The sequence below is a fragment of the Citrobacter sp. RHBSTW-00570 genome (genome assembly GCF_013739755.1).
GTDB classification, from domain to species: domain Bacteria; phylum Pseudomonadota; class Gammaproteobacteria; order Enterobacterales; family Enterobacteriaceae; genus Citrobacter; species Citrobacter braakii.
This window is the reverse complement of record NZ_CP056399.1, coordinates 1,403,354-1,422,170: the sequence shown is the minus strand read 5'-3', so window position 1 is coordinate 1,422,170 and position 18,817 is coordinate 1,403,354. Positions and strand designations below refer to the sequence as shown.

The 18,817-nt window shown below is 53.7% G+C and carries 21 protein-coding genes; 4 read left to right on the top strand and 17 right to left on the bottom strand.

All coding sequences use genetic code 11. The annotated features are described in order from the left end of the window. Positions 1 to 55: 55 nt before the first annotated feature. Complete coding sequence (mltF, locus tag HV237_RS06730) at positions 56 to 1,606, top strand: membrane-bound lytic murein transglycosylase MltF (protein WP_016154040.1); 1,551 nt, start codon at positions 56 to 58, stop codon at positions 1,604 to 1,606. Positions 1,607 to 1,654: 48 nt separating this feature from the next. On the opposite strand, the gene tadA is transcribed toward mltF, so the two are convergent. From tadA to murQ, 4 genes are all read right to left on the bottom strand, one after another. Continuing rightward, a complete protein-coding gene (gene tadA, locus HV237_RS06725; protein WP_230675888.1) occupies positions 1,655 to 2,119 on the bottom strand; it encodes a tRNA adenosine(34) deaminase TadA in 465 nt (154 codons plus the stop codon). Between the two features lie 90 nt (positions 2,120 to 2,209). Further along, positions 2,210 to 2,845, bottom strand: coding sequence for a phosphatidylglycerophosphatase C (gene yfhb / locus HV237_RS06720; RefSeq protein WP_016157167.1), 636 nt, complete (start codon positions 2,843 to 2,845; stop codon positions 2,210 to 2,212). A gap of 3 nt (positions 2,846 to 2,848) precedes the next feature. Beyond that, a complete protein-coding gene (locus HV237_RS06715; RefSeq protein WP_016157168.1) occupies positions 2,849 to 4,213 on the bottom strand; it encodes a PTS transporter subunit EIIC in 1,365 nt (454 codons plus the stop codon). 9 nt (positions 4,214 to 4,222) lie between these two features. Continuing rightward, a complete protein-coding gene (murQ, locus tag HV237_RS06710) occupies positions 4,223 to 5,116 on the bottom strand; it encodes an N-acetylmuramic acid 6-phosphate etherase (RefSeq protein ID WP_016154044.1) in 894 nt (297 codons plus the stop codon). 117 nt (positions 5,117 to 5,233) lie between these two features. On the opposite strand from murQ, the gene HV237_RS06705 reads away from it, so the two are divergent. Both HV237_RS06705 and HV237_RS06700 read left to right on the top strand, forming a co-directional pair. Then, positions 5,234 to 6,082, top strand: coding sequence for a MurR/RpiR family transcriptional regulator (locus HV237_RS06705; RefSeq protein WP_016154045.1), 849 nt, complete (start codon positions 5,234 to 5,236; stop codon positions 6,080 to 6,082). 55 nt (positions 6,083 to 6,137) lie between these two features. Next, on the top strand, positions 6,138 to 6,398 hold the full coding sequence (locus HV237_RS06700) for a YfhL family 4Fe-4S dicluster ferredoxin (protein ID WP_003037590.1): 261 nt from the start codon (positions 6,138 to 6,140) through the stop codon (positions 6,396 to 6,398). Positions 6,399 to 6,438: 40 nt separating this feature from the next. On the opposite strand, the gene acpS is transcribed toward HV237_RS06700, so the two are convergent. The 12 genes from acpS to rseD form a co-directional block, all read right to left on the bottom strand. Further along, entirely contained in the window at positions 6,439 to 6,819 is a 381-nt protein-coding gene (gene acpS, locus HV237_RS06695; protein ID WP_003037588.1) for a holo-ACP synthase, read from the bottom strand. After that, positions 6,819 to 7,550, bottom strand: coding sequence for a pyridoxine 5'-phosphate synthase (pdxJ, locus tag HV237_RS06690; protein ID WP_016157172.1), 732 nt, complete (start codon positions 7,548 to 7,550; stop codon positions 6,819 to 6,821). Before pdxJ ends, acpS begins: the two co-directional genes overlap by 1 nt. A gap of 15 nt (positions 7,551 to 7,565) precedes the next feature. Continuing rightward, positions 7,566 to 8,294: a DNA repair protein RecO gene (gene recO / locus HV237_RS06685; protein WP_016154047.1), complete on the bottom strand. Its 729-nt coding sequence runs from the start codon at positions 8,292 to 8,294 to the stop codon at positions 7,566 to 7,568. A gap of 132 nt (positions 8,295 to 8,426) precedes the next feature. Further along, positions 8,427 to 9,332 carry a GTPase Era gene (era, locus tag HV237_RS06680; protein ID WP_003037581.1) on the bottom strand — a complete coding sequence of 302 codons (906 nt, stop codon included), beginning with the start codon at positions 9,330 to 9,332 and terminating at the stop codon, positions 8,427 to 8,429. Further along, positions 9,329 to 10,009 carry a ribonuclease III gene (gene rnc, locus HV237_RS06675; protein WP_003037579.1) on the bottom strand — a complete coding sequence of 227 codons (681 nt, stop codon included), beginning with the start codon at positions 10,007 to 10,009 and terminating at the stop codon, positions 9,329 to 9,331. Before rnc ends, era begins: the two co-directional genes overlap by 4 nt. Positions 10,010 to 10,278: 269 nt before the next feature. Beyond that, positions 10,279 to 11,253 (bottom strand): signal peptidase I, encoded by a 975-nt coding sequence (gene lepB, locus HV237_RS06670; protein ID WP_047358258.1) that lies wholly within the window; start codon positions 11,251 to 11,253, stop codon positions 10,279 to 10,281. A gap of 15 nt (positions 11,254 to 11,268) precedes the next feature. Next, positions 11,269 to 13,068, bottom strand: coding sequence for a translation elongation factor 4 (gene lepA, locus HV237_RS06665; RefSeq protein WP_003037577.1), 1,800 nt, complete (start codon positions 13,066 to 13,068; stop codon positions 11,269 to 11,271). A gap of 215 nt (positions 13,069 to 13,283) precedes the next feature. After that, on the bottom strand, positions 13,284 to 13,748 hold the full coding sequence (rseC, locus tag HV237_RS06660) for a SoxR-reducing system protein RseC (RefSeq protein WP_016157173.1): 465 nt from the start codon (positions 13,746 to 13,748) through the stop codon (positions 13,284 to 13,286). Further along, a complete protein-coding gene (rseB, locus tag HV237_RS06655) occupies positions 13,745 to 14,701 on the bottom strand; it encodes a sigma-E factor regulatory protein RseB (RefSeq protein WP_016154050.1) in 957 nt (318 codons plus the stop codon). Before rseB ends, rseC begins: the two co-directional genes overlap by 4 nt. After that, positions 14,701 to 15,351: an anti-sigma-E factor RseA gene (rseA, locus tag HV237_RS06650; protein WP_019077408.1), complete on the bottom strand. Its 651-nt coding sequence runs from the start codon at positions 15,349 to 15,351 to the stop codon at positions 14,701 to 14,703. The genes rseB and rseA overlap by 1 nt, the downstream gene beginning before the upstream one ends. A 31-nt stretch (positions 15,352 to 15,382) precedes the next feature. After that, a complete protein-coding gene (gene rpoE, locus HV237_RS06645; protein ID WP_003037573.1) occupies positions 15,383 to 15,958 on the bottom strand; it encodes an RNA polymerase sigma factor RpoE in 576 nt (191 codons plus the stop codon). Then, on the bottom strand, positions 15,955 to 16,077 hold the full coding sequence (gene rseD, locus HV237_RS06640) for a rpoE leader peptide RseD (protein ID WP_223306697.1): 123 nt from the start codon (positions 16,075 to 16,077) through the stop codon (positions 15,955 to 15,957). The genes rpoE and rseD overlap by 4 nt, the downstream gene beginning before the upstream one ends. 305 nt (positions 16,078 to 16,382) lie before the next feature. Here rseD and nadB point away from each other — a divergent pair, with 305 nt between their 5' ends. Next, on the top strand, positions 16,383 to 18,005 hold the full coding sequence (nadB, locus tag HV237_RS06635) for an L-aspartate oxidase (protein ID WP_047358259.1): 1,623 nt from the start codon (positions 16,383 to 16,385) through the stop codon (positions 18,003 to 18,005). On the opposite strand, the gene trmN is transcribed toward nadB, so the two are convergent. Next, positions 17,990 to 18,727 (bottom strand): tRNA(1)(Val) (adenine(37)-N(6))-methyltransferase TrmN, encoded by a 738-nt coding sequence (gene trmN / locus HV237_RS06630; protein ID WP_016154053.1) that lies wholly within the window; start codon positions 18,725 to 18,727, stop codon positions 17,990 to 17,992. The two genes, nadB and trmN, sit on opposite strands and share 16 nt — an antisense overlap. Positions 18,728 to 18,817 lie beyond the last annotated feature (90 nt).

The window sequence follows — 18,817 nt, the reverse complement described above, 5'->3', positions numbered from 1 at the left end:
TCTTAATCATCACCACAGCAGGCAGAGACAACGTACGGTTCAGAGAATTAACTAATTGAAAAAATTAAAGATTAATTATCTGTTCATCGGCATATTAACGCTGTTGTTGGCAGCGGCCCTCTGGCCATCTATTCCCTGGTTCGGTAAAGCCGAAAATCGTATCGCCGCCATTCAGTCGCGGGGAGAACTGCGCGTCAGTACCCTCGACTCGCCGTTAACTTACGCGACCCTCAACGGTAAGAAATTCGGCCTGGATTATGAACTGACTCAGGCATTCGCCAACTACCTGGGCGTGAAGTTAAAAGTCACCGTGCGCCAGAACATCAGCCAGCTTTTTGACGACCTGGATAACGGCCATGCCGATCTGTTAGCCGCAGGCCTGGTATATAACAGCGAGCGGGTGAAAAATTACCAGCCCGGCCCAACCTACTATTCGGTTTCACAACAGTTGGTGTATCGGGTTGGGCAATACCGCCCGCGCACTCTTGCCACTGTGAACGAAAATCAGCTGACCATCGCCCCGGGACACGTGGTGGTTAACGATCTCCAGTTGCTTAAAGAGAATAAATTTCCCGATCTGAGCTGGAAGGTGGATGACAAAAAGGGCACCACTGAACTGCTTGATGATGTTATCGCCGGGAAGCTGGATTACACCATTGCCGATTCCGTCGCCATCAGCTTATACCAGCGCGTACATCCTGAACTGGCCGTAGCGCTGGACGTATCTGACGAACAGCCGGTGACCTGGTTTAGTCGCCTGGACGATGACAACACGCTGTCTGCCGCCCTGTTGGATTTTTTTAACACCATGAATGAAGACGGCTCTCTGGCGCGACTAGAAGAAAAGTATCTCGGACATGGCGATGATTTTGACTATGTTGATACCCGCACCTTTTTACGCGCCGTAGACAGCGTATTGCCGGACCTTAAGCCGCTGTTTGAGAAATATGCTCAGGAGATAGACTGGCGACTGCTCGCCGCAATCTCTTATCAGGAGTCACACTGGGACGCGCAGGCCACTTCCCCGACCGGCGTACGCGGGTTGATGATGCTGACCAAAAATACCGCTCAAAGTCTCGGACTTACCGACCGTACCGATGCCGAACAAAGCATCAGCGGCGGCGCGCGGTATTTGCAGGATATGATGAGTAAAGTGCCCGATACCGTCCCCGAAGGGGAACGCATCTGGTTTGCGCTCGCAGCCTACAACATGGGTTATGCGCACATGCTGGATGCACGGGCGCTGACCGTGAAAACCAAAGGCAATCCGAACAGCTGGTCCGACGTAAAACAGCGTCTGCCACTGCTCAGCCAAAAGCCGTATTACAACAAGCTGACCTATGGTTATGCGCGAGGCCACGAAGCCTACGCTTATGTAGAAAATATCCGTAAGTACCAGATTAGCCTGGTGGGGTATCTGCAGGAGAAAGAAAAACGGGCGCTTGAAACGCAGCAACTGGCGCAGGATTACCCGGCGGTGACGCCGGCAGAGCTAATAGGTAAAGATGAATTGCCGCTTTCGGCATTTTTGTCTCAGACGTCGTCAAATTACCTGTCGCACTCCCCTTCCCTGCTGTTTTCACCGCAGAAAAAAGAGGGCAAGTAGCCTCGGAAGCCTGATAAGCGCAGCGTCATCAGGCAATCAGACCGGCATTTACAAATTGGCGTTTTTTTTCAGCGCTTTGATTTCCTGACGACGCATGCGAAAGAAATCACTGAGCAACGTGGCGCATTCATCTCGTAGCACCCCTTCGGTCACCTCCACCCGATGATTCATTCCAGGGTGATGCAGTACATCCATTAATGACCCGGCAGCCCCCGTTTTCGCATCGCGCGCGCCAAAAACGACATGGCCGATACGGCTGTGCACCATCGCGCCTGCGCACATCACACACGGCTCCAGAGTGACATACAGCGTGGTATCCAACAGACGATAGTTTTGCAGCACCAGGCCACCCTGACGCAGCGCCATAATTTCAGCGTGGGCAGTCGGATCATGGTGACCAATCGGACGGTTCCAGCCTTCGCCAATCACGCGGTTGTTATGTACCAATACCGCGCCCACCGGGACTTCACGCTCATCCCAGGCGCGCTTAGCCAGCGTTAAAGCATGACGCATCCAGTATTCGTGGCTAAATTCAACTTCAGACAAAGGGGGTAACTCCAGTAATCAAAGCGGGCGCATTATACACAGACGCTATCGTTTACTCTATTCGAGTTGTTGCAGCTCTCCGCGCGGCGTGACGCGCCAGCGATGCTGGCAAAAAGAGAGCAGAGGATTGTCCTGATTACTGTCGCTGTAGCCACTGTAAAGCTGAAGCGGCGCACCAATGTGGCGTTCCAGTTGCGTCACTTTCTCATGGCCCAGACAGCGCAGAGGCAGCACCCACCCGCCGAATCCCCGCGCCATTTTACTGGCGATCAGATTGACACGCGGTAGCCACGGCGTGTCGAAGTACACCTGCTCGACCAGCGACTGCGGGGAGCCAGTGATAAGCCAGATTTCGGCGTCAGAGCTTAACAGGTAGGTTGTCAGCCGCTGCTGAACGAGCGGAAAGGCCGTCACGTTACTGCGAAACCAGCGCACAAAGTCAGCCTGATGCCCTTTCAGGCGCGCCTCGCTACGACCAAAAGTGCATCCCCATAACAGCAGGCTCATTGGCCAGCGGGCGGCGCGCCCTTGTATCAGCAGCGCCAGCGCAATCACCGGTAGCAGAGGCAGCACAAGCAACGCGTTCAGCGGCTGGCGACGCAGCAGATAACGTATAAAGCTACCGAACATATCCTGCTGGTGTAACGTGCCATCCAAATCAAAAAAAACAACGCGGCGCTGGTGATTGGTCAAACCTTATTCCTCTGGATCGTTGAACCCCAATAGCCAGGTAAACAGGAACCCGGCGATAACTGCTACCAGATAGCCTAACAGATAGAACATCACTTTTCCGGCAACAATCGTCAGTGCCAGCGGCAAACCGGAGATGCCAAAGGTGATAACCGTCGCCACCTTCCAGTAGCTAATCAGCGCCCCGCCTACCGCTCCGCCAAGGCAGGCACCGATAAACGGTTTACCCAACGGCAGCGTGACGCCAAAAATAAGCGGCTCGCCAATGCCCAGCAGCCCGACCGGCAGCGCTCCTTTGATCACTTTCTTTAGCCGCGCATTGCGGGTTTTCATCAACACCGCTATCGCAGCCCCTACTTGTCCAACGCCTGCCATCGCCAGGATAGGAAAGAGCGCGTTATAACCGTGCGCCTGTACCAGCTCAACGTGGATGGGCACCAACCCTTGATGAAGTCCGGTGAGCACCAATGGCAGGAAAGTTCCCGCCAGTATGGCACCAACCAGGAACCCGCCGCGGTCGATAGCCCAGGATGCGCCGTGAGCGATGGATTCAGAAATCCAGCCTCCAAGCGGTTGCAGCGCCACAATCGCGATGGCCCCGGTAATGATGGTGGTCAGCAGCGGGTTAAGGATAAGCTCCAGCGATTCCGGCAACAGCTCGCGGAATTTGCGCTCGATCCAACACATCAGCGCAACCACCAGCAGTACTGCGATCACCCCGCCGCGCCCCGGCTGCAACGCTTCGCCAAACAGGGTAATCTGCGCCAGCTGCGGACTGGAGAGGATCCCCGCCATCACCCCACCCATCGCCAGAGAGCCGCCGAAGACTTTGGCGGTATTCACCCCAACCAGAATATTCATGATGGCAAACACGGCGCTACCAAATATGCCCATCAGCCCCAGCATATTCGGATAATGGGTCGCAAAATCCCCCACGATATCCGGTCGCTTAAGGATGTTAATAATGCCGGTAATCAAACCGGAGGCGATAAACGCCGGAATAAGAGGGATAAAGACGTTCGCCAGCTTGCGCAGCGCATCGCTCATTGGCGCTTTGTACTTCGCTTTGGCCTCTGATTTGGTGCGCTCGATATTATTCACATCTGCACGCTCGCCGCCACCGGCAATCAGGGAGCGCATGGCATCCACCACCTTGGCAGCTTTACCGGGGCCGACGATTATCTGATGCTGCGCGCCCTGCTTCACGTAACCGCTAACACCGGGCAGTTGCCTGAGACGGGGAATATCAATCTGATCGTCATCCTGAACTTCCACCCTGACGCGGGTCATACAGTTTTCCAGGCGCAGAATATTTTGCTCTCCGCCTACGCCCAGCAGAATGTCGCTGGCCAGCACCGCCGTCTTATCCATATACACCTCTTAGTGTTCTAACGCCGCGCGTAAAAAACCCTGGTGAGCGGCAAGCTTTTCACGGGCGGCAGCGGCATCCAGGCCGGTGAGCGCCATTAAAATCGCTGGCTTAACGTCAAAATCAGTCTGCTTTAACAGCGCTTGCGCCTGTTCACGCGCAATGCCGGTGGCTTCAACCACCATACGGCACGCTCGATCGACCAGTTTGACGTTGGTTGCCTGCATATCCACCATCAGGTTCTGGTACACCTTGCCAAATTTCACCATCGCACCGGTGGAGATCATATTGAGCACCAGTTTTTGCGCGGTGCCGGATTTCAGTCGCGTTGACCCGGTCAACGCCTCCGGCCCCACCACCGGGGAGATAGCAATATCCGCTTCATGCGCGACAGGAGAATCCGGATTGCAGGAAATAGCCGCCGTCGTACAACCCACCGAACGCGCATATTTCAGCCCGCCAATCACATACGGCGTGCGACCTGAAGCCGCCAGACCAACCACCAGATCCTGTGCGGTAAGGTTGAGTGCGCGCAGATCGTCCTCGCCTAACTGCGGGTTATCTTCCGCGCCTTCTACCGCCTTGAGCAGCGCGCCCGGCCCCCCGGCAATCAGCCCAACCACCAGACCATGCGGTACACCGAAGGTCGGTGGGCACTCAGACGCGTCCAGCACTCCAAGACGTCCGCTGGTACCTGCGCCCATGTAAATAATGCGTCCACCGGCTTTTAACGCGTTGGCTGCCGCATCGACCGCGCACGCAACTTGAGGCAGAGTTGCTTTTACTGCTTCCGCTACCAGCGTATCCTGTTGATTAAATCGATGAACCAACTCCAACGTTGAGAGCGCATCCAGATCCATGGTCTGTGGATTGCGGGTTTCTGAAACTAATGCACCGAGATTCATTTTTTGTTCCTTAGGAATTTTTAATTCATAATAATCTGTCATAATGGAATATTATATTCATCCAGGCGAGTGAAATTTTGTTTTGCAATCGCCATCACGTTTTCGCCAGGAGACAGCATGAACTGTTTAATTCGCATTCGTCAGCGTTACCCGGACCTCGCGCAAAGCGATAAAAAACTTGCGGATTATCTTCTTGCTCAGCCGGATACCGCGCGTCATCTCAGCTCACAGCAACTGGCCTTTGAAGCAGGCGTCAGCCAGTCCAGCGTGGTGAAGTTCGCGCAAAAGATGGGCTTTAAAGGGTTTCCGGCGCTGAAACTGGCGATTAGCGAAGCGTTGGCCAGCAATCCCAACCCTCATTCCATTCCGGTGCATAATCAGATTCGCGGTGACGACCCCATGCGTATGGTGGGCGAAAAGCTGATTAAAGAGAACGTGGCGGCGATGCATGCGACGCTGGACGTCAACAGCGAAGAGAAACTGATAGAGAGCGTCACGATGCTGCGCTCAGCCCGGCGCATTATCCTGACCGGGATTGGCGCATCGGGTCTGGTAGCGCAGAATTTTGCCTGGAAACTGCTAAAGATTGGGTTTAACGCGGTGGTTGAACGCGATATGCACGCCCTGCTGGCGGCGGTGCAGGCGCTTTCACCCAACGATCTGCTGCTGGCCATTTCGTATACCGGAGAACGCCGCGAACTCAACCTGGCTGCGGATGAAACGTTGCGCGCCGGAGCCAAAATTCTCGCCATCACCGGATTTACCCCTAACGCCCTGCAACAGCGCGCAACTCATTGTCTGTACACGATAGCTGAAGAACAGGCCACGCGCAGCGCAGCGATTTCCTCTACCCATGCGCAAATGATGCTCACTGATTTACTGTTTATGGCGCTGGTGCAGCAAGATCTGGAGCATGCTCCGGAACGCATTCGCCACAGCGAAGCACTGGTAAAAAAACTGGTCTGAGCAAAGAATGCGCGTATAATGCCCGCCCGATTTGTGATGTTTTGAGAGTTTCCTGATGGCCCTGTTAATCACTAAAAAGTGTATCAATTGCGATATGTGCGAGCCCGAATGCCCGAATGAGGCGATTTCGATGGGTGACAGCATTTACGAGATTAACAGCGACAAGTGTACGGAATGCGTAGGCCATTACGACACACCAACCTGTCAGAAGGTGTGCCCGATCCCCAATACTATTTTGAAAGATCCGGCACATGTCGAAACGGAAGAGCAGCTGTGGGATAAGTTTGTACTGATGCACCACGCCGATAAGCTGTAACGTTGCCTGATGACGCGATGCTTATCAGGTCGACAAAACGTTAGCTCTCGATAATCACCGTGGCGCAGGCGTAGTGACGCTCATCGGCCAGCGTCACATGCATATGTGCGACGCCGAGTTTTTCCGCCAGTTTTAACGCCTCCCCCCATAACCGCAGACGCGGCTTACCGAGTTCGTCGTTAAAGACCTCAAACTGATTAAACGCCAGACCGTTGCGAATACCGGTACCAAAGGCTTTTGCTGCCGCCTCTTTGACCGCAAAACGCTTCGCCAGAAAGCGCACCGGTTGCTGATGCGTCTCCCAGATTGCCCATTCGTTGTCGCTGAGCACGCGTCTTGCCAGACGGTCGCCGGAACGGGAGATCACCGCTTCGATGCGGGCAATCTCCACGATATCCGTACCTAATCCCAGAATCGCCATTAGCCACGCGCTTCCAGCATCAGGCGCTTCATTTCGACTACTGCATCTTTCAGACCACTCATCACCGCGCGGCCGATAATGGCATGGCCAATGTTCAACTCGTGCATTTCCGGGATCCGGGCGATGGCTTTAACGTTATGGTACGTCAGGCCGTGACCCGCATTCACCTTCAGGCCAAGGCTGGCGGCAAAGGTCGCCGCTTTGGCGATACGCGCCAGTTCGCTGGCCTGTTCAGCGTCGGTTTTCGCATCGGCGTAACAGCCGGTGTGAATTTCGATGTACGGCGCGCCGACTTCAGCAGCGGCCTTAATCTGTTCGTCATCAGCATCGATAAACAGCGAAACCAGAATGCCTGCGTCCGCCAGGCGTTTGCAGGCATCACGCATCTTGTCACGCTGACCAGCGACATCCAGGCCACCTTCAGTCGTCACTTCCTGACGTTTTTCCGGCACCAGGCAGCAAAAATGCGGCTTAGTCTCAACGGCAATCGCCAGCATCTCTTCGGTTACCGCCATTTCCAGATTCATACGCGTATCCAGCGTCTGGCGCAAAATGCGCACGTCGCGATCGGTAATATGGCGACGGTCTTCACGCAGGTGCACGGTAATGCCGTCTGCGCCCGCCTGCTCAACGATAAACGCCGCCTGAACCGGGTCAGGGTATGCGGTGCCGCGTGCATTACGTAAAGTGGCAATGTGGTCAATGTTGACGCCTAACAGTAATTCGGCCATGGCAATCCATCCTCGTTAATCATTTTTTGTTTTTACTGCGCGTTTTGGCATAAATTGCCGGAACAGTTCCCGGCTTTTTAACGGCTTACCACCAAGATACGGCTTTAACGCCATGCGGGTAAAGCGTTTCGCGGCGCGAAGCGTATCAGCATCCGGAAATTCCCGCGATTCGAGTGCTTTCAGATGGCGTCCGGTAAAGGTGGCGTTATCAATCACTACGCTTGCGATAAACCCTTTTTCTTCCCGGTAACGATAGGTCATGGTGTCGTCCACCGGCTCGCCACTACCCGCACAGTGGGTAAAATCGACGCCGTACCCCAGATGTCCAAGTAAGGCCAGCTCAAAGCGACGCAGCGCAGGCTCTGGCGAACCCGTCGCGCCAGCCAGCGCCTGAATACAGTTCAGGTAGTCGAAAAAGAGTTCAGAAAAGCGGGTCTCATACTCAAGTACGCGAGAGATAAGCTCGTTGATATACAAGCCGCTGTACAGTGTGATACCGCTAAGAGGAAGAGCCAGAGAAACGGCTTCGGCACTGCGTAAGGTTTTGACCTCACCACGTCCACCAAAGCGAAGCAACAACGGAGTAAAAGGCTGGAGCGCGCCTTTGAGATTAGAACGTTTGGAGCGTGCGCCTTTAGCCACCAGGCGCACACGACCCGATTCTTCCGTGAAGACGTCCAGCACGAGACTGGTTTCGCTCCACGGGCGGCTATGCAGGACAAAAGCGCGTTGCCATCCTTCCATCATACCCGCCGTCTTTCAAGCTGCAGGTGTGTTGGCTGCGCCCACTCACCCCAGTCACTCACTTGAGTAAGCTCCCGAGGATCTGCGGTCTTGCCGCCTTCCTGCACCTCGAAAGCCATAACCTATGAAAAATTAGACGTCGTCGCCGTAACCGAGGCTACGCAGCGCGCGCTCGTCATCGGCCCAGCCGGATTTCACTTTCACCCACAGCTCGAGGTGAACGGGCGCTTCGAACATCTCCTGCATGTCTTTACGCGCTTCGATGCCGATGGTTTTAATTTTGGCCCCTTTGTTGCCAATAACCATCTTCTTCTGCCCTTCACGTTCAACGAGGATCAGCCCGTTAATATCGTAACCACCGCGTTCGTTAGAGATAAAACGTTCAATCTCCACGGTAACGGAGTACGGCAGTTCAGCCCCCAGAAAACGCATCAGCTTTTCACGGATGATTTCAGACGCCATAAAGCGCTGAGAACGGTCGGTGATGTAATCTTCCGGGAAGTGATGAATGGCTTCCGGCAGGTGCTTACGCACGATGCCCGCAACGGTATCAACATTCAGGCCGGTTTCGGCAGAAATCGGGACAATATCAAGGAAGTTCATCTGGCTTGCCAGAAACTGCAGGTGCGGCAGTAAATCGGCTTTTTCCTGAACGTTGTCCACTTTGTTCACAGCCAGAATAACCGGGGCTTTACCGTCGCGCAGCTTGTTGAGCACCATTTCGTCGTCCGGCGTCCAGCGGGTGCCTTCCACAACGAAAATAACCAGTTCAACATCACCAATCGAGCTGCTTGCCGCTTTGTTCATCAGGCGGTTGATCGCCCGTTTTTCTTCCATATGCAGGCCCGGGGTATCAACATAAATCGCCTGATACGCACCTTCGGTATGGATGCCAACAATACGGTGACGTGTTGTCTGAGCCTTACGTGAGGTTATGGAAATCTTCTGCCCAAGCAGATTATTCAACAGGGTGGATTTGCCGACGTTCGGGCGACCGACGATGGCAATAAATCCGCAGTAAGTTTTCTCTTCGCTCATTCCAGCTCCAGTTTTTTCAACGCCTGTTCGGCGGCAGCCTGCTCAGCCTTACGACGGCTCGAACCTGTGCCAACCACCGGTTCACTCAGGCCGCTGACCTGGCAGTGGATAGTAAATTCTTGATCGTGTGCTTCACCACGAACCTGCACCACCAGATAGGACGGTAGCGGCAGGTGGCGACCCTGCAAATATTCCTGAAGGCGCGTTTTCGGATCTTTTTGTTTATCGCCTGGGCTAATTTCATCCAGACGAGTCTGATACCAGTTCAGGATCAGTTGTTCAACGGTTTGAATATCGCTGTCGAGGAAGACGCCGCCGATCAAAGCTTCAACGGTATCTGCCAGGATCGATTCACGACGGAAACCGCCGCTTTTCAGCTCGCCTGGCCCCAAACGTAAACATTCACCGAGGTCAAACTCACGGGCTAATTCAGCCAGCGTATTGCCGCGAACCAACGTCGCGCGCATGCGACTCATATCACCTTCATCCACACGCGGAAAACGGTGATACAGCGCATTAGCGATAACAAAGCTCAGAATAGAGTCGCCTAAAAATTCTAAACGCTCGTTATGTTTGCTGCTGGCGCTACGGTGAGTTAATGCCTGCTGCAACAGCTCCTGATGATTAAAAGTGTAGCCCAGCTTCCGTTGAAGCCGATTAATTACGATGGGGTTCATGCGATACCAATAAATGAATGCGTCAACAATTCAGCACACGAAACAGACCTGATATACGCATTTCGCTTAGCTATCCCGCTTCGGCTGAATGCATTTATACACAAACCAACGCTGTTTCGTGTGCCGTGGCAACCTGTCGGTGCCAACCTCAAACTTCGGGGGAATATTCTATACACAACGACAAGGGATGTCGTTAGTCTGCGGGAATTTATCCGAGAAATAATTCACGCTGTCGCCATAATGACGACAACGTGAACGATTATCAGCGATTAGTGAATGCCACCAATACGGCTTAAGCGCACACCGGTCGGCCATTCGCCTTCTTGCTTATCGAAACTCATCCAGATAGCGGTTGCTTTACCAACCAGATTCGCTTCCGGCACAAATCCCCAGTAACGGCTGTCCGCGCTGTTGTCACGGTTATCACCCATCATGAAGTAGTGTCCCGGCGGGACGATCCAGGTTGCCAACTGCTGGCCTGGCTGGCGGTAATACATCCCCACCTGATCCTGCGCGATTGGCACGGTCAGAATGCGGTGCGTTACCTCACCCAGCGTTTCTTTACGCTCGGAGAGGCGAATACCGTTATCTTTCGTTTCATTCAGCGGAACCTCAAAGAAGCCGCTGGTCGCTTCACCGCCGTTACGACGCGCAAATGTCTGCACAAAATCACTTGGCTGAACATCAGAGTACGTTACCGGCAGCGCGTTTTCACACGCCTGACCGGAACTGCATCCTGGCTGAATAGTTACCTCTTTCGCCACCGGATCGTACGTCACTTTGTCTCCCGGTAAACCGACAGCACGTTTGATGTAGTCCAGACGCGGATCTTCCGGGTATTTAAACACCACGATATCACCGCGTTTCGGATGGCCGGTCTCGATCAGCGTTTTCTGGTAAATCGGATCTTTAATCCCGTAGGCGAATTTCTCCACCAGAATAAAGTCACCGATAAGCAGTGTCGGCATCATCGAACCAGACGGGATCTGGAACGGCTCATAAATAAATGAACGCACCACCAGCACAATAGCTAAAACCGGGAAAACGGATGCCCCGGTTTCCAGCCAGCCTGGCTTAGGGGCCACTTTTTTCAGCGTTGCTTCATCCAGTGAATCACCTGCAGCAGCTTGCGCTGCTGCCTGACGCTCCCGGCGTTTTGGCGCGAAGATGAATTTATCTACGCACCATAAAATGCCCGTCACCAGTGTGGCAATCACCAGAATCAGGGCAAACATGTTCGCCATGCCAACTCCTTAAGATTATTTGCTGTCTTTACCGACATGCAGAATGGCGAGGAAGGCTTCCTGTGGCAGTTCAACGTTACCGATCTGCTTCATGCGCTTTTTACCCTCTTTCTGTTTTTGCAGCAGCTTTTTCTTACGGCTGATATCGCCACCGTAGCATTTCGCCAGAACGTTTTTACGCAGCTGCTTAACCGTTGAACGCGCGATGATGTGCGTACCAATGGCCGCCTGGATCGCGATATCAAACTGCTGGCGAGGGATCAGATCTTTCATCTTCTCGACCAGTTCACGACCACGGCTCTGGGAGTTGTCGCGGTGGGTAATCAGCGCCAGCGCATCGACACGTTCGTTGTTGATGAGAACATCAACGCGCACCATGTCAGACGCCTGGAAACGTTTGAAGTTATAGTCCAGCGACGCATAGCCGCGAGAAGTTGACTTCAGACGGTCGAAGAAGTCGAGTACCACTTCCGCCATCGGAATTTCATAGGTCAGCGCCACCTGGTTACCATGGTAAACCATGTTGGTCTGTACGCCGCGCTTCTCGATACACAGCGTGATGACGTTACCGAGGTAAGCCTGCGGCAGCAGCATATGACACTCAGCAATCGGCTCACGCAGTTCGTAAATGTTGTTCAACGGCGGCAGCTTGGACGGGCTATCGACGTAGATCGTCTCTTTCGCCGTGGTTTCGACTTCGTAGACTACGGTCGGCGCGGTAGTGATCAGATCCAGATCGTATTCACGTTCCAGACGTTCCTGAATGATCTCCATGTGCAGCAGACCGAGGAAGCCACAGCGGAAGCCGAAGCCCAGCGCGGTTGAGCTTTCCGGTTCATAGAACAGGGAGGCGTCGTTGAGGCTCAGCTTGCCGAGCGCGTCACGGAAGTTTTCGTAGTCGTCAGAGCTCACCGGGAACAGACCGGCGTAAACCTGCGGCTTCACTTTTTTAAAGCCTGGCAGCGGCTTGTCCGCCGGGTTACGCGCCTGCGTCAGGGTATCGCCAACCGGTGCGCCCAGGATGTCTTTAATCGCACACACCAACCAACCCACCTCGCCGCATTTCAGCTCGGTACGGTCAACCTGTTTTGGCGTGAAGATACCCAGACGGTCAGCGTTATAGACCTGACCGGTGCTCATCACTTTAATTTTGTCGCCTTTACGCATGGTGCCGTTTTTAATACGCACCAGTGATACGACGCCCAGGTAGTTATCGAACCAGGAGTCGATGATTAGCGCCTGTAACGGACCTTCCGGGTCGCCTTCCGGCGGCGGAATGTCGCGCACCAGACGTTCAAGAACGTCAGTGACGCCAACGCCGGTTTTCGCCGAGCAGCGAACGGCATCCGTCGCATCGATACCGACGATATCTTCGATCTCTTCCGCCACACGCTCAGGATCGGCGGCTGGCAGGTCAATTTTGTTCAGTACCGGCACTACTTCCAGATCCATTTCCATGGCGGTATAGCAGTTAGCCAGGGTCTGTGCTTCGACGCCCTGTCCGGCATCAACCACCAGCAGTGCGCCTTCACAGGCGGCAAGCGAGCGAGAAACTTCATACGAGAAGTCAACGTGGCCCGGGGTGTCGATAAAGTTAAGCTGATAGGTTTCACCATCAGATGCTTTGAAATCGAGCGTCACGCTCTGCGCTTTGATAGTAATACCGCGCTCACGCTCAAGATCCATCGAGTCGAGAACCTGCGCTTCCATTTCACGGTCAGACAGGCCACCGCAGATCTGGATAATACGGTCAGACAGCGTCGATTTACCGTGGTCGATGTGAGCTATGATTGAAAAGTTACGTATGTTCTTCATATAGTGTAATTATTGTGCCTTACGCCCGCCTGAGCAGGCTCTGAGAAGTCGCTGATCTGAGCTTAACGTCTGTTTAAGTGAAACGCCGCATTCTACACTACAACGCTGAGGCGAGGAAATGTTCATAGAGCAAGGATAGCGGGAACTGGAAACAACTTTGCAAAGTTGGTGAAACTTTTGCCGGATGGCGACACAAGCGCCATCCGGCAAAGCTATCACTGTTGGGTTTCGACGCGAATGAGATCGGGTGGGAGAGCAACGTTCAGAATGACCGGCTGCCAGGCTTCGCGCTCAGCAAGCTTACGAGAGTATCCACGGGCAATCAGGAATCCGCCCACGCCCCCCAGCACGGCACCGCTTAATGCCGCAAGGTCGGAACCAAACAGCACCTGGAATAGCGCCGCGAAGAGAAAGAGCCCCGCCAACGGAGACATGTAGACCAACATCGCTGAACCCAGCAGGCTACCCTCGGCAATACCCAGTTCAACTTTTTGACCGGGCGCTAAGGGTTCGTCGCTGGGCACCACGATGGTATGCGTGGTCTGCGGCCCAAGTTTGTTCAGCACGCGGCTCCCGCATCCGGCCCGCGAAGCACAGCTGCTACATGATGCTTTAACATCACAGCTGACCGTCGCCAGACCATTTTGCCAGGAGACGACTGTCGCCCACTCTTTAATCATTGTGCAGCCCTGAACTTAATATTGTCCGCGATACGCTTCGCCGTTTGCGGTGGAAGCTCGCCCACAATCGTAATTTCTGCGTTATCACGCACGCTGGTGCTAACCGTTCTACGCCCGGTTCGCAACAGCTGATCGGCGCTGTTTTGCATCGCACGGTTTACGTTCACGGAGAAACTGAACAGGCCATCAGAATATAGGCGCGATTCGATCGGCATGTTATCCATCGTCGGCAGCGGACGTCGACTGCTGGAAACTTCGCTGAAGCCTTGCGGCAACCACGACGGACTCCAGTTGAAGTTGGTTTTCTCACCCGCAGGAACTGACAGCAACGGCGGTAGATTGGCTTTCGCCAGCGCCTGCATGCTATCGCTAACGCCGTTGTTTACGGTAAACGCGATAACACGGAACTGTTCCAGCGTCTCACCATCACGGTCGAGAAGATCGACGCGCATCGGCAGCTTAGTCTCCGTGTCCATCCAGACGATATAGCTGTAACGCGTACCGTCACGGGCGACTACGCGGATCACTTCACAGAGCCGATCGGCAATGCGGGTGCGACCTACTGAGATAAAGTCATAGTAGGGAGCAAGACGTTTGAAGTCGGTGTAAATCAGAGAGGGCAGAGAGTCAACGATATAGTCGCCGTTCAGCGTGAACGGTTCGAGACCAGGCTCAAAATAGCTAATTTCATTGCCACGCTGCACCACTTCCCGGCGCGGTCCATCCATTTGCAACAGTTGCGCTAGCGGACGGTTATCCAAGCGGGCATGGCGATAACGTAGGGATTCAACACCCTGCTTATTGATGCTGACAAATGACAGCTCATAGGTTAGCGACTGGCTGGCCAGATTCATCTGCTGCAACAACGCCCCGGACGCAGGATTGGCCGAGGCGTTTACAGAGAAAAACAGGCTACCAGCCACAAGTGACATGGCAAACCAAAGTTGCTTCATTACTGCGATTGCGTTCCTAAAGTTTGAATTCCTGGCACCTGCACAGCGGCTTGCTGTGTTTGGGCCTGCTCAAACTGAAGCTGTTCAGAGTGCAGTCGACGTTGCAGTTCGTAGTCCTGCAACATGGCATTAATACGACGACGCTGCTCCTGTACCTGCTGTTGCTGACCGCCGCTGGCCGTCGCGTCAGAGGGTACACCCAAGCTTACCGGACTGGCTTTACCCATCATCGGTAATGTATTAAATACCGGCGTTTCGGGCTGCTGGGACGTTTCAGATTGCCCATTATAGTGCTGGACGCCAACAATAACTGCAAGTGATACACACGCGGCCACACCCATTTGGGTAAGCTGCGCGGCCCATGGACGCATTTTTTTCCAGAATGGCATTTTCTGCCACTGGTGCGGTGCTGGCTGGGCCTCAGGAATCAATGGCACCGTCTGACGTACTGGCTCATCCTGGATGGCAGCCATTACGCGGGCGGAAATATCGAAATGGAGAACGTCGGCGGTATCACCTCGCATGGAATCGCGAATCAGGTGATAACTCTCCCAGGTTTTTTGCATTTCCGGGTCCTGAGTCAGCTCTTTGAGTAACTCAGTATCCAGCGTTTCGCCATCCATTAAAGCGGAAAGTTTTTCTTTCTGCATGCCTAATACCTTTTCCAGTATCCCGCTATCGTCAACGCCTGATAAGCGGTTGAACTTTATTATCAATAGCTTCCCTCGCTCGGAAGATACGTGAACGCACCGTACCTACCGGACAATCCATGATAGCGGCTATCTCTTCATAGCTCAGGCCATCCAGCTCCCGCAAAGTTATTGCCATGCGTAAATCTTCCGGGAGGGACTCAATAGTCCGGAAAACTATCTGTCTCAGTTCTTCTGACAACATTAAGTTCTCAGGGTTCGAAATTTCTTTCAGCGCACCGCCACTTTCGTAATTTTCTGCTTCAATCGCATCAATATCACTGGAAGGTGGACGACGCCCCTGAGCGACCAGGTAATTCTTCGCTGTATTGACTGCAATACGATACAGCCAGGTATAAAAAGCACTATCTCCCCGGAACGAGTCCAGCGCACGATAGGCCTTGATAAATGCTTCTTGTACTACATCGGGTACATCGCCCGACGGTACATAGCGAGAAACCAGACTCGCCACCTTATGCTGATAGCGCACTACCAGTAGGTTAAAGGCTTTCTGATCTCCCTTCTGGACCCGTTCTACCAGGACCTGGTCCGTTAACTGCTCGCTCATCCGAGGTAAAGTCTCCCCAAACCAAATTTCCACGCGCCTTCGAAACGCCACTCCATCAGCTTCACTATGAGCAAGCAAATGCTTAGAGTGCTCAAGTTTCGTAAAGTTCCGTTACGCATTGTTTTTTGTTTGTCATGTTGTAGACAGGTCTTATCTCTCATTATAAGTCTACATAATCCGATCGACGCACTATCTGTTTAGAAATGCCCATTTCACCGCTTGCAGAGTAACCCAACGGCCACTTAATTTCATCACATAATCTGGTGCTAACGGCCTGCTTCACAAAATATTTTTGCTCATTTCGTCCTCGTCATGCTTTTTTTTCATGTTTAGTCACTGCAACACATTTAAAAATAAAACGTGCAGCATCGCGCAATGTGGTGCTATGGTGACCAAACACTGTTTAGTAAATTAAACAAAAATCATGAATACGACTCCTGAATTATCCTGTGACGTGCTGATCATTGGCAGCGGGGCTGCCGGACTCTCACTGGCGCTGCGCCTGGCCGAAAAACATCAGGTTATTGTCCTGAGCAAAGGTCCGGTCAGCGAAGGCTCGACATTTTATGCCCAGGGCGGTATTGCCGCGGTGTTTGATGAAACCGACAGCATCGACTCCCACGTTGAAGATACTCTGATTGCCGGGGCCGGCCTGTGCGATCGCCATGCGGTTGAATTTGTCGCCAGCAATGCCCGCACCTGCGTTCAGTGGCTTATCGATCAGGGCGTCTTATTTGATACGCAGGTTCAGCCCAACGGTGAGGAGAGCTATCACCTGACCCGTGAAGGTGGTCATAGCCATCGACGAATTCTGCACTCTGCGGATGCCACCGGTAAAGAAGTCGAAACCACCCTCGTCAGCCAGGCACAAAATCACCCCAACATACGGGTTCTTGAGCGCAGTAATGCCGTCGATCTGATTGTCTCCGATAAAATCGGTCTGCCGGGAACGCGTCGGGTTGTCGGAGCCTGGATCTGGAACCGTAATAAAGAAGCCGTAGAAACCTGCCATGCCAAGTCAGTAGTGTTGGCCACCGGCGGCGCGTCAAAGGTGTACCAATACACCACCAATCCAGATATTTCCTCGGGTGACGGGATTGCGATGGCCTGGCGTGCGGGATGCCGTGTCGCCAACCTGGAATTTAACCAGTTTCACCCGACGGCGCTGTATCATCCGCAGGCGCGCAACTTTCTGCTAACCGAGGCGCTGCGTGGCGAAGGCGCACATCTGAAGCGCCCGGACGGTTCGCGCTTTATGCCCGATTTTGACGAGCGTGGCGAACTGGCTCCCCGCGATATTGTTGCCCGCGCCATTGACCACGAAATGAAGCGCCTGGGCGCTGACTGCATGTTTCTCGACATCAGCCATAAACCGGAAGAATTTGTTCGTCAGCATTTCCCGATGATTTATGAAAAATTGCTGGGACTGGGCATCGATTTGACCAAAGAGCCGGTTCCCATCGTTCCTGCCGCGCACTATACCTGCGGCGGCGTGATGGTGGATGACTTTGGCCGTACGGATGTCGACGGGCTGTATGCGATCGGCGAAGTGAGTTACACCGGCCTGCATGGAGCCAACCGGATGGCGTCAAACTCATTACTGGAGTGCCTGGTTTACGGCTGGTCCGCGGCTGAAGATATCGACAGGCGAATGCCTTATGCTCGCAGCGTCAGCACCCTCCCGGATTGGGATGAAAGCCGGGTAGAAAACCCGGATGAACTGGTTGTGATTCAGCATAACTGGCATGAGCTGCGGCTATTTATGTGGGATTACGTCGGTATCGTGCGCACAACTAAACGTCTGGAGCGCGCCCTGCGCCGTATCACCATGTTGCAACAGGAAATCGACGAGTATTACGCTCATTTCCGCGTGTCGAACAACTTGCTGGAACTGCGCAATCTGGTGCAGGTTGCTGAGCTGATTGTCCGCTGCGCGATGATGCGTAAAGAGAGTCGGGGCCTGCACTATACGCTGGATTATCCAGAACAGCTTCCAGAGGCGGGCCCGTCCATTCTCTCGCCGCTAAGTCATCACATGAACAGATAAAACGCCTGGGTCAGCGCCGTGTAACCTTCAGAGTAACGTTGGTCTGGCCCACGGATCACCAGCCTGTCACTAAAGCACTCCCCGGCCTGCGGGGAGAATGCCAGCAGTACCCGATTCGGTAGTCGGGCCTCGGTTTCTGCTACATCCGTGCGCAATCGCAGATGCCAGCCCATGCCCAGTGCCTGCTGGGAAAATGCGTTACCAATCTGTTCGGGCAACACCACACAAAAAAAACCTTCTTCCGTAATGCTGTCTGCCGCCAGCGTCAGCAATACTTGATGATCGAGCGTGGTGGTGTAGCGAGCCTGCTCGCGCTGCGGCGTGGCACATTCCACTCCCTGTTCATAATAGGGAGGGTTGCTGATGATCAAATCAAAGCGCACGGTCTGGCGCGGTACCCACTGCTGCACATCTTCCGTATGAACGTTCACGCGATGCATCCACGGGGATTGCGCGATGTTCTCCTGCGCCTGCTGCGCGGCATCAACATCAAGCTCCACAGCGTCAATGATGACGTTTTCATCTGTGCGCTGGGCCAGCATCAGCGCCAACAGGCCGCTCCCGGTACCAATATCCAGGATCCGCTTTACGCCAGCAACAGGGGCCCAGGCCCCCAATAAAATGCCGTCCGTTCCGACTTTCATTGCACAACGATCGTGTGCCACAAAAAACTGCTTAAAAGTAAATCCATTACGTCTAAGTACGGATGTAGACTGGGGCATGAAGAACAACCTTCCTGGAAAAAAAACGATAACATAGGATAAAAACAATACCTGAGAAGGTATATCCATACAAACAGATGAAGATTGCAG